The following is a 13,197-nucleotide window of genomic DNA, read 5'->3' on the forward strand; positions in this document are numbered from 1 at the left end:
CTCTCTGGCTCGGGCATTGGCCTGAACAACGCGATTGCCCGCTTGTCCTCGGGCTTGCGTGTGAACAGCGCCAAAGACGACGCCGCAGGCCTGGCCATTGCCGAGCGCATGAATGCGCAGGTCAAGGGCTTTGATGTGGCCGCCCGCAACGCCAACGACGGCATCTCGATGCTGCAAGTGGCCGACGGCGCGATGGGCAAATTGAGCGACAACCTGCAACGCATGCGAGAGCTGGCCGTGCAAGCCAAAAACGGCACCCTGAACACCACCGACCGCGTGAACCTAAACCGTGAATACACCGAGCTGGCCAACGAGGTCGACCGCATCACCGCGGGCACCACCTTTAACGGCAACGCCGTGTTTAGCGCAGCCAACAAAACGGTGAGCTTCCAGGTGGGCACGGGCAACGCCACGGGCGACACCCTGAGCCTGAACCTCACCGACGATGGCTTGGCCGGCGGCAACGACCTGACCACGGTGCTCACCAACGGTGCGGCCAGCATTCAGGCCAACCTCGGTAACGTGGACACCGTGGCCAACGCCACCACCGCCATCACCAACATTGATGCGGCTTTGGACGACATCACCGGCATTCGCGCCGTGGTGGGCGCAGGCCAAAGCCGGCTGGAGCAAGTCGCTGCCTTTGCAGAAACCTCCAGCACCAACCTGCAGGCCGCCCGTGGACGAATCATGGACGCCGACTTCGCCAAGGAAACCGCAGCGCTCACCCGCGCGCAGATCCTGCAGCAGGCCGGCACCGCCATGCTCGCTCAGGCCAACCAGCTACCCAACAACGTGCTAAGCCTGTTGCAGTAATACTCTCCTGTAGTCCAAGCAGCGGCTGGTTCGCCTAGCATTGATCCAGCCGCTTTCTGGCAGAGGGCATGCCCGAATTCGGATAATCCGTCCTCTGCCTTTTTTTCGGCTTTTCTGCCGTGTCTGTTGTTTCTTCCCTCAATGTTCCCGCTGGTGTGTCAGTTGGCGTTTGCCCCAATGACTTTCCCCTGTTTTGCGACTAAACTGCATTTATTGCGAAAAAAATGCATAAAAAAACAAAGTTGGGCGGGTGTAGGGCGGTATGCAAGATTTTTCCCAGGCTTTTGCGCAAGCGTTTTTGCTGATTTTTAATCTGGATGCCACTTTGGTGGGCATCATCGCATTGTCTTTGCAAACCACGTTCACGGCGGTTCTTATTGCCTGCCTGTTGGGCTTCCCCATGGGCGCGGCCTTGGCGGTTTGGCGCTTTCCCGGGCGCATGGCCTTGGTGGTGTTTTTAAATTCCCTCATGGGCTTGCCCCCGGTGGTGGTGGGCTTGATGGTGTACCTCATGTTGTCGGCTGCTGGGCCTCTGGGCTTTTTGCAACTGCTCTACACCCCCACGGCCATGGTGATTGCACAAGTGGTGTTGGTCACGCCGATTGTGGCGGCCTTGGCCCGTCAGGTGATAGAAGACCTTCACGGGGAATACGACGAAATGCTGCGTGCCATGGGTGCTGGGCGATGGCAAACCTTGGGCACTTTGTTGTTTGACGCGCGCTACTCGCTGGTGACCAGTGCTCTGGCAGGTTTGGGGCGTGCCTTGGCTGAGGTGGGGGCAGTGATCATTGTGGGTGGCAACATTGCCAATGTAACGCGCGTCATGACCACGACCATTGCACTGGAAACCTCCAAGGGTGAACTGGCTTTGGCCCTGGGTTTGGGTTTCATCCTGATTACGCTTTCAATTTTGATTAACGCAAGTGTGTTTTTGCTCAAGCACACAGCGCAACGCCGGGCCTACGCCTAATGCTCATGAAAATCAGTGAAGCAGCCCTGCTGCCAGACCAAGCCACCCATGCACTGTTGCCCCTGGTGCTCGACGATATTCACCTGGCATTTCACGGTCGTGTTGTTTTCAAGGGCTTGAATTTCCGAACCAGTACGGCGGGAATCACGGCGGTGATGGGGCCCAATGGCGCTGGCAAAAGCGTACTGCTGCGGGTGCTGGCAGGCCTGGTGCAGCCAGACCACGGTCAAGTGTTGTACGGCAATAAACACCGCTTGCCGGCTGGCGCTTTGGGATTTGTGTTTCAGCGCCCGGTCTTGTTGCGCCGCAGTGTCGAGGGCAACCTGGCGCATGCGCTTCGCATCGCTGGCGTGCCCAAGGCCATGCGCGCCGCCCGCACACGGGCCTTGCTCGACATGGGTGATTTAAGTCACCTGTCCGACTCGCCTGCGCGAAAGTTGTCAGGTGGCGAACAACAACGCCTTGCCCTGTTGCGTGCATTGGCGTGCAACCCGGGTTTGTTGTTGTTGGATGAACCCACGGCCAGCCTCGACCCACAAGCCACGGTGTTAATCGAAAATTTGATTCGGCAGGTGGCGCAGACCGGTGTGAAGGTGGTGATTGTGACCCACGATGCCGGGCAAACGGCTCGCCTGGCCTGCGAAGTGGCTTTTGTTCACCAAGGGCGGGTGTTGGAGCTAACCCCCACCCCGCAGTTTTTAAGCGAACCCAGTAGCCTGCAGGCCCGCATGTACCTCGCAGGCGAGCTGCTGACCCATTGATCCATCCATGTTTTTGCGGAGTCGTTGTATGAAAAAATCCTTGTGTTTGGCGGTGTTGGCCATGTTCGCCTGGGGCAAAGCGCAGGCCTCGGAGCCATTTATATTGGTGCAGTCCACCACGTCTACACAAAATTCTGGTCTGTATGATTACCTGCTGCCCATTTTTACCAAGCAAACTGGCATTCAGGTTCGTGTGGTGGCGGTGGGCACTGGGCAGGCCATCAAAAATGCCCAGAATTGCGATGCGGATGTGTTGCTGGTGCACGCCAAAGCGGCAGAAGAAAAATTTGTGGCCGAGGGTTACGGCACCCAACGCACCGACCTGATGTACAACGATTTTGTGATCACTGGGCCAGGCCATGACCCCGCCAAGGTGGCCGGTTCCAAAGACGCTGTGGCATCGTTGGCTGCCATTGCCAACAAGCAAGCGTTGTTTGCATCGCGCGGCGACGACAGTGGGACTCACAAAAAAGAGCTTGAGCTGTGGAAAGAGGCGGCTGTGGATGTGAAGGCGGCCAGCGGAAAGTGGTACCGCGAGACCGGCTCGGGCATGGGCGCAACCTTGAACACCGCAGTGGGCATGGGCGCCTATGTGCTGGCCGACCGCGCCAGTTGGGTGGCTTTTGGCAACAAAGGCAATTTTAAAATTGTGGTGGAAGGCGACACCCGCTTGTTTAACCAATATGGCGTGGTGCCGGTGAACCCCGCCAAATGCCCCAATGTAAAAGCTGATTTGGCCAACACCTTTACACAGTGGTTAATTTCAGAGGCAGGGCAAAAGGCGATTGCGGGGTTTCAGGTCAATGGACAAACTTTGTTTTTTCCCAATGCGCCCAAGCGTTAAGGGAAATGCAAAAGTTTATTGCTCTGCCCGATCAGGCCGTCCACACCACTTGGCCCAGCCCGCTGGTGTCGTAACCCGCCATTTGGCTGGCCTTGTTTAAAAACGCGGGGCTGCGGGCAAAGCCCAGCAAGGTTTGAACCGGCGGGTCAAACCAGGCCTTGCGGCACACCAGCAGGTCAAAGTGCTCTGTCTGGGTGGGCACAAAACCCAAGCCATATACGCGGGCCAAGGCCTCCAGGCCCGGGGCTGCGTCCGCATTGCCGCTGGCCACGGCGGCAATGGCTTCGTTCTCGGTTCGGCATTGCTCGGTGATGGTGAGTTGCTCAATCGCAATGCCTGCCTCGCCCAGCAACTGCTGCAACAGCAGCATGCCGCCCGCGCCGGTTTGGCGCAGCGCCACACGGCAGGTTTTTAAATCGCTGACCTGTGCAATGCCCAAGGGGTTGCCCTTGGCCACCAGCAAACCTTGCTGGCGTGTGGCCCAGTGCACCAGCACCGCATTGTGCTTTGCAAACCGCATTTGTACGGCAGGCACATTGCCCGAGGTTTGCGCAGTGCCCGGCAAGTGCAGGCCGGTGAGTTGGGCTTGCCCCTCTTCAAACACCTGAAGGCCAGCCAAACTGCCGTCAAACGTGGTGGCCAGCCCGCACCCCGATTCGCGGATGGCCCATTCAAGCAAAGGGTCGTGGCTGCCGGCCGCAACCGCTGGGCGTGCCGTGGCTGCGGTGCTTTGTAGTTCACCGGTGTTTAGCCAGTGCATCAATTCTTTGCGCGGAAACAGCAATTTGCCCGTGGCTTTTCGGCAGGGGATTTCTTGCAGGCTGGCCAATTCATAAACCTTGCGTTCTTTCAGGCGCAAAAGTTCGGCCACTTCTTTGGTGGTTAAAAATTCTGGCAGGGGCGCAGATTCGCTCATGCGGGGCTCGATTCGTCCAAGGTGTTCAAGTTGATGCGTTCTGGGGCAAGGCTGGGGCTGGTGCCGATCAGTTTTCGAACATCGTCAATGATGAGGTATAGGCAGGGCACCAGCACCAGTGTAATGGCGGTGGCAAACAAAATGCCGTAGCCCAGCGACAGGGCCATGGGAATCATGAATTTGGCTTGCCTGGATGTTTCGAAGATCATGGGTGCCAGCCCACCGAAGGTGGAGATGGTGGTGAGCATGATGGGCCTGAATCGCCGCACGCCCGAGCTGCAAATGGCTTCAAAAGGGCTCATGCCCTCGCGCACCTTTTGGTTGGCATAGTCCACCATCACCAGGGAATCGTTGACCACCACGCCAGCCAGGGCAATGATGCCCATCATCGACACAATGCTCATGCTATAGCCCATGATGAGGTGGCCCACAATGGCACCAAAGATGCCAAAAGGAATGGCCAGCATCACGATAAAAGGTTGCAGATAGCTGCGGAACGGGATGGCCAATAGCACATAAATCAGCAGCAGAGCCACCATGAAGCCCTTGGTCAAACCAGCAAAGGCCTCGGCAAAGTCTTGCTGGCGGCCTGCAAAGCTATAGGTCAGGCCTGGGTAGTCTTGCATCAGGCGCGGCATGATTTCATTGACCGTGGCATTTTGAATTTGCTGGGCCTGGTTGCGTGGGTTGACGTTGGCGGTGACCGAGATGGTTCTGCGGCCATCGCGCCGGGTGATGTTGGCAAAGGCTCGGGTGTCGTCTACATTCACCACAGTGTGCAAAGGCACCAAAGCCCCTTGGGGGGTGCGTATTAGCAGGTCACGCACATCGGTTTGGGAAATGCGTTCCTCAGCCGGACGGGTGACCAGCACTTTCACCTCGTTGCGGCCACGCAGCTGGCGCATGGCTTCGGCACCAAAAAACGCGGCCCGCACCTGGCGACCGATGTCGTTGGCGCTCAGGCCCAGGCGTCGGGCTTCTTCTTTGAGGGTGAAACTGAACTGTTGTTTGCCGTTTTGAAAGCCGTCATCAATTTCAGAAACAATGGGATAGTTGGCCAATTCGCGCGCCATGGCTTCGCTCGCTTGGCGCAAGGTTTCCACATTGCGGTGGCTCAGTTCCACAGTAAAGGCCGGGCCGCTGCCCGGGCCGCCCGAGTCGGCCGCAAAGCGCATGCTTTCAACGCCGGGGATGGTGCCCACCAGCGCGCGCCATTCTTGAGTAAATTCTGCTGTGGGTATGGGGCGCTCATCGGGCGGGGTGAGGTAGGCGCGCACGGTGATTTGGTTTTCATTCACGCTGGCATACACGCCGGTGCTCATTTTTTCGCCACCGTGGGTGTCGATCACCTGTTGAACCTTGGCCACCAGCACATCGCGCACGGTGTTGACTTGTTCTTTGGTGCTGCCCAAAGGCAACACGGCACGAACTTCTGACAAATCGCTTTCAACTTGCGGAAACAATTCAAAGCCCATGCGACCGCTGATGGGCCAGGCCAGCACCACCATCATCAAGGCAACACCGGCCGCCATGGACAAATAACGGTATTCCACGGCCCGCGCCAAAATTGGCGAATAGCGGGTATTGATAAAATTCGAGAATGCATTGGCAAAATTTTGCTGCCACAGTGCAAAACCGGTTTTTTGTTTGTTTTCTTTGGAGGCTTGCAGGTGGGCCGGCAAAATAAAAATGGCTTCAATCAGCGAGACCACAAACACCGAGCACACCACCAGGGGAATGGTGCCCCAAATTTTGCCCAAAAAGCCCGGAACAAAAAACAGCGGTGCGAAGGCTGCAATGTTGGTGAGGATACTGAATGTGACGGGCATGGCCACATCGCGCGCACCTTGAATGGAGGCATCCAGCAGGCTCATGCCTTGTTGGCGGTACTCGTAAATGTTTTCGCCCGCCACGATGGCATCGTCCACCACAATGCCCAAAGCCACAATGAAAGCGAACATCGAGATCATGTTGAAGGTGACGCCAAAAAACGGCAGCACCATCATGGCGCCCAAAAACGCCGTGGGAATGCCCATGGTCACCCAAAAGGCGAGCTTAACATCCAAGAAAAAGGTGAGAAGAATCATCACCAGCACCAAGCCCATCAACGCATTGGTGGCCAGCAATTCCTGTCGTTGCTTGTAAATCTCTGACCGGTCGTTGACCACCGCCAGCTCAATGCCCTTGGGCATGAGGGGGCGAATTTTTTCCAGCGATGCGTAGGTGGCCTCAGAAATTCCGATGGGGGTTTGTTTGCCAATCCGCGACACTGAAATTTCGATGGAGGGCTTGCCGTTGTATGTGGCGTAGCGGTCTACATCCTGGAATCCCTCTTTCACCGTCGCAATGTCACCGAGCTTCAGTGGTGTGCCACTGGTGGGTGACACAATCGGCAATTGTGCAAACTGATCAGCGAAGTCTCTCCGCTCCGATACCCGCAACAAAATCTCGCCGTTTTGGGTGGAAACACTGCCGCCAGAGACCTCCACCACATTGGTGCGAATGTTCTCGGCAATGCTTTGCAGGGTGAGGCCGTAGGCATTCAAGCGCGCCTCGGGCACCTCCACGTGTATTTCCATTTCCCGGGTTTCCATCAGGTCCACCTGAGTGATGCCGGGGTTTTGGAGCAGCCCATCACGCACTTCTTCAGCCAGGTTGCGCAGGCTAACCTCGTCGGTGTCGCCGTACAGCAGCACACTGAGCACGCCGCGCTTGCGGGCTGTCAGCGACACATTGGGGGCCTCTGCATCGTTGGGCAGTGTGGTGATGCGGTCGATCTCTTTTTTGATGTCCTGGTACACCAGTTGGGTGTCTTTGGATTCGTCAATTTCAGCGATGATGCTGGCAGCGCCTTCGTTGGCAGTGGAGTTAACTTCCACGATGCCTTCCACCGCAGATATCGCTTCTTCCACGGCCAACACAATGCCTTGCTCCACGTCTTCAGGGCTGGCGCCGGGGTAGGCCACTGTGATGGTCACCAAGTCCAGTTCAAACTCTGGAAACACCTCTTTGGTCATGCTGCTAAAGCCGATGAGCCCGCCAATCAGGCAGGTCCACATCAAAATGTTTGCAGCCACGGTGTTTTTGGTCATCCAGGCCAATGGCCCAGATCGGCTGACACGTCGGCGTACAGCGGCGTTCATTGTGCTTTACCCTCGGCATTGGCGGCGGGCGCAGGTGTGAGCGCCGGCGCCGCAGCCGGGTCACTGGTGCGTATGGCCATGCCATCAATGGCGGCGCCCAGGTTGGAGGTCACAAGCAGCTCGCCGTCTTTTAAGCCCTCGCCCACCAACACAGCGTCGGCTGAGCGAAAGACCACGTCAACCTCGCGTACATCCAGTTCGCCGTTGGAGTTGACCCACACGGTGTTGCCGCGCACATGGGCCGGGTTGAGCTTGAACACGCTGGGCACGGTAATGCCATTGAAACGAACTTTGACGTACTGGGAAAGCAGCAAGGGCTGCAGCCCGGCTTGTTTGCTGCGCGGCACCTCGACCAACACTTGGGCTTGACGGCCGTTGTCTTGCACGCTGCTTTGCAGGCTGAGTACGCGCCCTGGGTGGCATTGCGGGCTGTTGCTGCTGGCATCGCTCACGCACACGGTGGAGCCTTGTTGCCCCGAGCCAGGGAAGCGTATCCATTTCAAATCGGCTTGTGGCACACCGGCCACCACCCAGAAGTTTTGGTTGCTGGCCAGCACGCCCAAGGTGGTGTTGGCGTTGACCTGTGCCCCTACACTGGCTTGGCGGCTAATGACCACGCCATCAAAAGGCGCGCGCAACACCGTGCGTTCCAGGTTGATTTTGGCCTGCTCCACAGCGGCCTTGGCCGATTGCACGTTGGCCTTGGCGGCCTCCAATTGCGGTTGACGAAGAATGAGTGCTTTTTCGCGCTCGTCCACCTGCAGGCCCAGCAGTTTAAAGTCGGCTTGAGCCACCACTTGGTTGCCTTGTTCAGACAACAGGGCCGACTGCGCCTGAGCCAAATTGGCTTGCGCGGTTTGCAGGGCAATTTCGTAATCGGCTTTGTCCAGTTGCAGCAACACATCGCCCTTGCGGAAGGTGCCGCCTGGTACAAATTGTGGGCCAAGTTGCTGCACCGTGCCGTTCACCCGCGCCTGCAAATTCACTTGTTGTTCGGCTTGCACGGTGCCATAGCCCAGCAGTTGTACGGCATGGTCGCCACGTTGCACGGGTTGAACCGTCACCAAGCGCGCCTGCTTTTCGGGGGGCTTGCGGGCAGCGGTGGGTGCCGTGGCCACCAACAGCTCTGAGGCGGCAAACCCAGCCCCCAGCACCGCCACCACCAGCAGTGCCTGCACCCATCGGCGTTTGAACAAGGGTGGGTTGGGGGCCGGTTGGTGGGGTGAGGATGTGGTCATGACAGGGTCTTTGTGCTGCATCAGGTGTTGGGTAGGCTGCCAGAGATGGCGCGGTACAAGGCAATTCTAAATTCGAGAAGCTGTTGACGGGCTGTCAACAGGTTGCGACGCAACTGGCTGGTGCTTTGTTGGGCATCCAGAATGGCGATGTAGTCCACTGTGCCGTTGCGGTAGCCGGCGAACAGGCGTTGCAGGCTGAGTTCTGCCAGCTCCAGTTGGCGGTTTGTGCTGTCGACCAGTTCTCGCTGGCTGGTTTCCTGCACCAACGCGTTGTCCACGTCCCGCAGGGCGGCCAGCGCCGCTTGCTGGTACTGAGCCACCGCTTCGTCGAGCAAGGCGCGTTGGCGTTCCACTTCGGCGGAGCGTGCGCCGCCGTCAAACAGGGGGGCCACCAGGTTGATGCTTAAATTGCGCACCCAGTTGTCAAACAAAACATCGCTGCTACGCGCTTGGTCGCTGAAACTGGCGCGCAGGCTGACCTGGGGAAACCTGTTGGCGATGGCTGCCGCCACATTGCGGTCCACGGCCAGCACCTGGGTCCAAGCGCTTTGAACATCGGGCCGGCGATTGAGCACCTCGGCGGGTAGCCCAGTGGCTGGCAGTGGGGGCAGGGTGGGCAAAGCCTCGGGGGTGAGCACCAGCCGGTTTGGCGCTTCGCCCACCAGCAAGGCCAGTGCGTTGTGCAGCACAGCTTGGTTGGCGCGGGCCTGGGCCAAATTGCCTTGAGCCGATTCAACCAGTTGCCGTTGTTGCAGCACATCCGAGGCCACGGCAATGCCTTGGCGGAATCGCAGTTCCACCAAGTCAAGGTTTGTATTAAACCGAGCCAACTCCTCTTCCAACAACAACACCGTTTGCCCCGCGGCCACCCACTGGCTCCAGGTGGTGGCCAGGTCAGCCGACAAACTCACCTCGGCGGCCTTGAGTTCATATTCGGTGGCCTGCAGTTGGTAACGTGCCGCCTGCGTGGAGTTTCTAACCCGTGCCCAGAGGTCCACTTCGTAACTGGCCGCCAAAGAGGCCGAGGTAAACAGCCCTCGGTTGTTGGTGGCCTGGCCTTGAATACTCACCCCTTTGACGGTGTTTTCCTGTCGGCTGGCGTTCAAGGTAAGGCTTGGGAACAAAGAGGCCTGCGCGGCTTGCAGGCTGGCTTGGGCGGCTCGCAGGCGGGCTTGCGTGGCTAGCAAGGTGAGGTTGTCGGCCCTGGCCTGGCTGAGCAGTTGGTTGAGTTGTGGGCTGTTAAAACTGGTCCACCACAGGGCAGGGGGCTGCTCGGCTTGCTCGGGCACCAAGGCCTTGAAGTGGGCTGATTGAGCCTTGGCATCCAGCTTGGGCTTGTGGTTGGAAATGCTTGTGCAGGCGGTTAACAACAGCACCGAGGTCAGCGCCAGGGCTCGACCCAGCGGCATTCGACCCGGCCTTGTTGGTTTTTGCTTGATGTGCTGCTTCATGTCCGCTTGTGGTTTTTGTCGGATGTGCCCATCAGACCACAATCCGGGTGAATTTGTTCGCGCGTTGACCCAACTTTACACAAATTAAGCAAAGGCGGTGTAACTGAGTAATTTGTTTGCAAGCAACACCCGCAAACCTGTGGAAAACTCGGGTTGACGGCCCAGCAATAAGCGATACACTGGGCGACAATTTTTGCTGCCTCGTGAGGTTTTTGTGCTTAGAACGTATGGGTTTTCCTTGGTGTTTTCGGCTGTTTGTACGGCCTTGGCCCTGTGGTGGGGCGTCCACTCCGGCATGGGCTTGCTAACAGCCCTGTGGCTGGTGGTGGTGTTGGGTATTCTTGAAATTTCGTTGTCGTTTGATAACGCGGTGGTCAATGCAGCCGTGTTGCGCAATATGACCGAGTTTTGGCAAAAAATGTTCCTCACGGTGGGTATTCTGATTGCCGTGTTTGGTATGCGACTGGTCTTTCCCATTGTGATTGTGTCGGTCATCACCGGCATGAGCAACATGGATGTGATCCACATGGCGCTGGATGACCCCGAGCGCTATGGCAAGGTGCTTACCGATGCTTACCCCATGATTGCCACCTTTGGCGGCTCCTTCCTGTTCATGGTGTTTTTGAAGTTCATGCTCGACCCCGAGCGCGACATTCATTGGCTCAAGCCCATTGAAGCGCGTTTGTCTGCCCTGGGCAAACTGGAAAGCGTGGCCGCTTTAATTGCGCTGTGTGTGGTGATCATCACTGCCATGGCCATCGACGAGGCCCTTCAGTACAAAGTGTTGTTAAGCGGCGTAACCGGCATTGTGCTGTTTGTGGGCATCAACACCCTGGACCAACTCTTTGAACAACGTCTCAAAGAAATGACTGGCGAGGACCACAGCGGTGGTGGCGGTGCTGTCAGCGTGGTGGGCAAAATGGGTTTTTCAGCCTTTTTGTACCTCGAAGTGCTCGACGCCAGCTTCAGCTTTGATGGCGTGGTCGGCGCGTTTGCCGTGACCCGTGACGTGGTCATCATCATGCTGGGCCTGGCCATTGGCGCTATCTTTGTGCGTTCCATCACCATCGACCTGGTCAAGCGCGGCGTGCTGCAAGAATACGTATATCTGGAACACGGCGCCCACTACGCCATTGGCGTGCTGTCCATCATCATGTTTGTGGGCACCCAGTACCATGTGCCCGAGGTGATCACAGGGCTGATTGGTGTGGCCTTCATTGTGGCGGCGTACATGTCGTCAATTCGACACAAAAAGCAGGAAGCTTTGAAGGGCGCTTAAGCCGTCATTTTTCTGGCTTCTTTCAAACCCCGGTCTAGGCCGGGGTTTTTACTTTGTTCTATCGCCCGCATTGCGTGGTTTGGTCGACACTTCTGATGATGGATTCCAAATCAATCGTGTCGCTCATGGCCATGAAGCCTGCGCTGTTGGGGGTTACGCGCTTTGGGTATTTAAGTGCCGCAGCGCGCAGGCATAGCCATGCCAGCCCAAGCCACAAATCACGCCTTCAGCCACATCAGACAAATAACTGTGGTGGCGGAACGGCTCGCGCTTGTGAATATTGGACAAATGCACTTCGATGAAACGAATGCCCACGCCGACCAACGCATCGCGTATGGCCACGCTGGTGTGGGTGTATGCCCCGGCGTTGATCACAATGCCGGCCACGTCTTCGGTTTTGGCTTTGTGAATGCGGTCGATCAGCGCTCCTTCATGGTTGCTTTGGAAGGTCAGCAAGTCAAACCCCTCGGTTTCAGCCTGAACGCGCAGTGCTTTTTCAATGTCGCTCAAGGTCATGTGACCATAGACGCCGGGCTCACGCGTGCCAAGCAGATTCAAATTTGGGCCGTTGATCAACAGCAGCTTTTTCAAAATGGGTCTCCATGGGCAGAATTTTTAATCATGGTAACAAGCAAACCCGCTGGCTAGGAGGAAAAGCCTACACCCGATGGGCGTTGCCCCACAAAATAGCGACACTTTCAACGAGGAGACCCCACACCATGAGCACCCCTATAGACGTCACGATGAACCTGTTGGCTGGCACCGCGCGCGGTTGGCGCGGCACCGGCATCAGCGGCCGTGCCAAAAAAACGCCTGAAAAAGTGTTGAAGCTGTATGACATCGAGGTCAGCCCCTTCTGCCGTTTGGTGCGCGAGGCCCTGTGCGAGATGGACCTGGATGTGATGATTCTGCCTTGTCCGGCCGGTGGTAAGCGGTTTCGCCCTGAAGCAAAAGCGCTTAAACCTGGCACCAAATTCCCGCTGTTGGTGGACGACAACACGGGCGTCGTGATCAATGAATCGGCTGACATCATCGACTACCTGACCAAAACCTACCAAAGCAAAATCAAAAGCCAGCGGGGTTTTGGGCGAAAACTGGCGGTGGGCAGCTCCATGCTTGCCAGCATTTGCCAGGCCCGACCCAGTGGGTTTCAAGGGATGAAGGCCAAGCCATCCAAAGCCCCTGAGCAGGCCTTGGTGTTGTACAGCTTTGAGTCCAGCCCATATTCCAAACCAGTGCGTGCTCGCCTGTGTGAACTGGAATTGCCTTACCTGTTGAAAAACACGCCCAAAGGGGCCATGACCGACATGGGCCCGCCGATGTTCCGGGACAAACTGTTCAAAGGCCCCAAAGGCACCACGCGCAACCGGGCCTGGTTGGCTGAAAACACAGGCAAGGTGCAGGTGCCGTATTTGATCGATCCCAACACCGGCGTGGCGATGTATGAGTCGGCAGAGATCATCAAGTACTTGGATGCCACTTACGGGGCTTGATGGGCAGGTTGATGTCGCTTGCTCTTTGAAGCAAGCAGGTCCGTGCCGTTTAGCGGTGTCGCTCGCTCCTTGAAGCCAGAAGGTCTGCGCCACTTGGCTTGCGGCAATTTGATGCTGATTCGCTTGCTCCCTGAAGCCAGCAGGTCCATGCCCCTTTGCGACGGCCAATCTGTTGATCCCTCCCTGAGCCTCGCCTGAACTGAGGCCCGCCCTCCAAAACAGAGGTCGGGTCGGGCCTCTGCCCCCTTGGGGGGCACCGTTCATTCTTGGCACGGTCGGGCAGATT

At 57.5% G+C, this 13,197-nt stretch carries 11 protein-coding genes; 6 read left to right on the plus strand and 5 right to left on the minus strand.

Annotated elements, in window-relative coordinates; all coding sequences use genetic code 11:
* From ACEQU8_RS05360 to ACEQU8_RS05375, 4 genes are all read left to right on the plus strand, one after another.
* The coding region (locus ACEQU8_RS05360) for a flagellin (RefSeq protein WP_370262059.1) at positions 1 to 816 on the plus strand (816 nt) is incomplete at its 5' end.
* A 262-nt stretch (positions 817 to 1,078) separates the two neighbouring features.
* The gene (locus tag ACEQU8_RS05365) at positions 1,079 to 1,786 is read left to right on the plus strand and encodes an ABC transporter permease (RefSeq protein ID WP_370262061.1); all 708 of its coding nucleotides are present in this window, start codon (positions 1,079 to 1,081) and stop codon (positions 1,784 to 1,786) included.
* Between the two features lie 5 nt (positions 1,787 to 1,791).
* Positions 1,792 to 2,547 carry an ATP-binding cassette domain-containing protein gene (locus ACEQU8_RS05370; RefSeq protein ID WP_370262063.1) on the plus strand — a complete coding sequence of 252 codons (756 nt, stop codon included), beginning with the start codon at positions 1,792 to 1,794 and terminating at the stop codon, positions 2,545 to 2,547.
* Positions 2,548 to 2,575: 28 nt separating this feature from the next.
* Complete coding sequence (locus tag ACEQU8_RS05375; protein WP_370262065.1) at positions 2,576 to 3,391, plus strand: substrate-binding domain-containing protein; 816 nt, start codon at positions 2,576 to 2,578, stop codon at positions 3,389 to 3,391.
* 31 nt (positions 3,392 to 3,422) lie between these two features.
* Here the strand turns inward: ACEQU8_RS05375 and ACEQU8_RS05380 are convergent, their stop codons facing one another.
* The 4 genes from ACEQU8_RS05380 to ACEQU8_RS05395 are packed head-to-tail and all read right to left on the minus strand — an operon-like array spanning position 3,423 to position 10,139.
* On the minus strand, positions 3,423 to 4,307 hold the full coding sequence (locus tag ACEQU8_RS05380; RefSeq protein ID WP_370262066.1) for a substrate-binding domain-containing protein: 885 nt from the start codon (positions 4,305 to 4,307) through the stop codon (positions 3,423 to 3,425).
* Positions 4,304 to 7,450: an efflux RND transporter permease subunit gene (locus ACEQU8_RS05385; RefSeq protein WP_370262068.1), complete on the minus strand. Its 3,147-nt coding sequence runs from the start codon at positions 7,448 to 7,450 to the stop codon at positions 4,304 to 4,306. Before ACEQU8_RS05385 ends, ACEQU8_RS05380 begins: the two co-directional genes overlap by 4 nt.
* On the minus strand, positions 7,447 to 8,688 hold the full coding sequence (locus ACEQU8_RS05390) for an efflux RND transporter periplasmic adaptor subunit (RefSeq protein ID WP_370262069.1): 1,242 nt from the start codon (positions 8,686 to 8,688) through the stop codon (positions 7,447 to 7,449). The genes ACEQU8_RS05385 and ACEQU8_RS05390 overlap by 4 nt, the downstream gene beginning before the upstream one ends.
* 20 nt (positions 8,689 to 8,708) lie before the next feature.
* Complete coding sequence (locus tag ACEQU8_RS05395; protein WP_370262070.1) at positions 8,709 to 10,139, minus strand: efflux transporter outer membrane subunit; 1,431 nt, start codon at positions 10,137 to 10,139, stop codon at positions 8,709 to 8,711.
* A 214-nt stretch (positions 10,140 to 10,353) separates the two neighbouring features.
* On the opposite strand from ACEQU8_RS05395, the gene ACEQU8_RS05400 reads away from it, so the two are divergent.
* Entirely contained in the window at positions 10,354 to 11,418 is a 1,065-nt protein-coding gene (locus ACEQU8_RS05400) for a DUF475 domain-containing protein (RefSeq protein WP_370262072.1), read from the plus strand.
* A 153-nt stretch (positions 11,419 to 11,571) separates the two neighbouring features.
* On the opposite strand, the gene aroQ is transcribed toward ACEQU8_RS05400, so the two are convergent.
* Complete coding sequence (gene aroQ, locus ACEQU8_RS05405; RefSeq protein WP_370262073.1) at positions 11,572 to 12,009, minus strand: type II 3-dehydroquinate dehydratase; 438 nt, start codon at positions 12,007 to 12,009, stop codon at positions 11,572 to 11,574.
* Positions 12,010 to 12,137: 128 nt separating this feature from the next.
* On the opposite strand from aroQ, the gene ACEQU8_RS05410 reads away from it, so the two are divergent.
* Positions 12,138 to 12,911: a glutathione S-transferase N-terminal domain-containing protein gene (locus tag ACEQU8_RS05410; RefSeq protein ID WP_370262074.1), complete on the plus strand. Its 774-nt coding sequence runs from the start codon at positions 12,138 to 12,140 to the stop codon at positions 12,909 to 12,911.
* The last annotated feature ends 286 nt before the right edge of the window (positions 12,912 to 13,197 follow it).

The organism is Limnobacter sp., from assembly GCF_964228395.1.
Classification (GTDB): domain Bacteria; phylum Pseudomonadota; class Gammaproteobacteria; order Burkholderiales; family Burkholderiaceae_B; genus Limnobacter.

What these genes read in the sequence shown, in the direction of transcription:
- ACEQU8_RS05365 (WP_370262061.1), top strand. Translation starts at nt 1,079, where the DNA reads ATGCAAGATTTTTCCCAGGCTTTTGCGCAAGCGTTTTTGCTGATTTTT.
- ACEQU8_RS05370 (WP_370262063.1), top strand. Translation starts at nt 1,792, where the DNA reads ATGAAAATCAGTGAAGCAGCCCTGCTGCCAGACCAAGCCACCCATGCA.
- ACEQU8_RS05375 (WP_370262065.1), top strand. Translation starts at nt 2,576, where the DNA reads ATGAAAAAATCCTTGTGTTTGGCGGTGTTGGCCATGTTCGCCTGGGGC.
- ACEQU8_RS05380 (WP_370262066.1), bottom strand. Translation starts at nt 4,307, where the DNA reads ATGAGCGAATCTGCGCCCCTGCCAGAATTTTTAACCACCAAAGAAGTG.
- ACEQU8_RS05385 (WP_370262068.1), bottom strand. Translation starts at nt 7,450, where the DNA reads ATGAACGCCGCTGTACGCCGACGTGTCAGCCGATCTGGGCCATTGGCC.
- ACEQU8_RS05390 (WP_370262069.1), bottom strand. Translation starts at nt 8,688, where the DNA reads ATGACCACATCCTCACCCCACCAACCGGCCCCCAACCCACCCTTGTTC.
- ACEQU8_RS05395 (WP_370262070.1), bottom strand. Translation starts at nt 10,139, where the DNA reads ATGAAGCAGCACATCAAGCAAAAACCAACAAGGCCGGGTCGAATGCCG.
- ACEQU8_RS05410 (WP_370262074.1), top strand. Translation starts at nt 12,138, where the DNA reads ATGAGCACCCCTATAGACGTCACGATGAACCTGTTGGCTGGCACCGCG.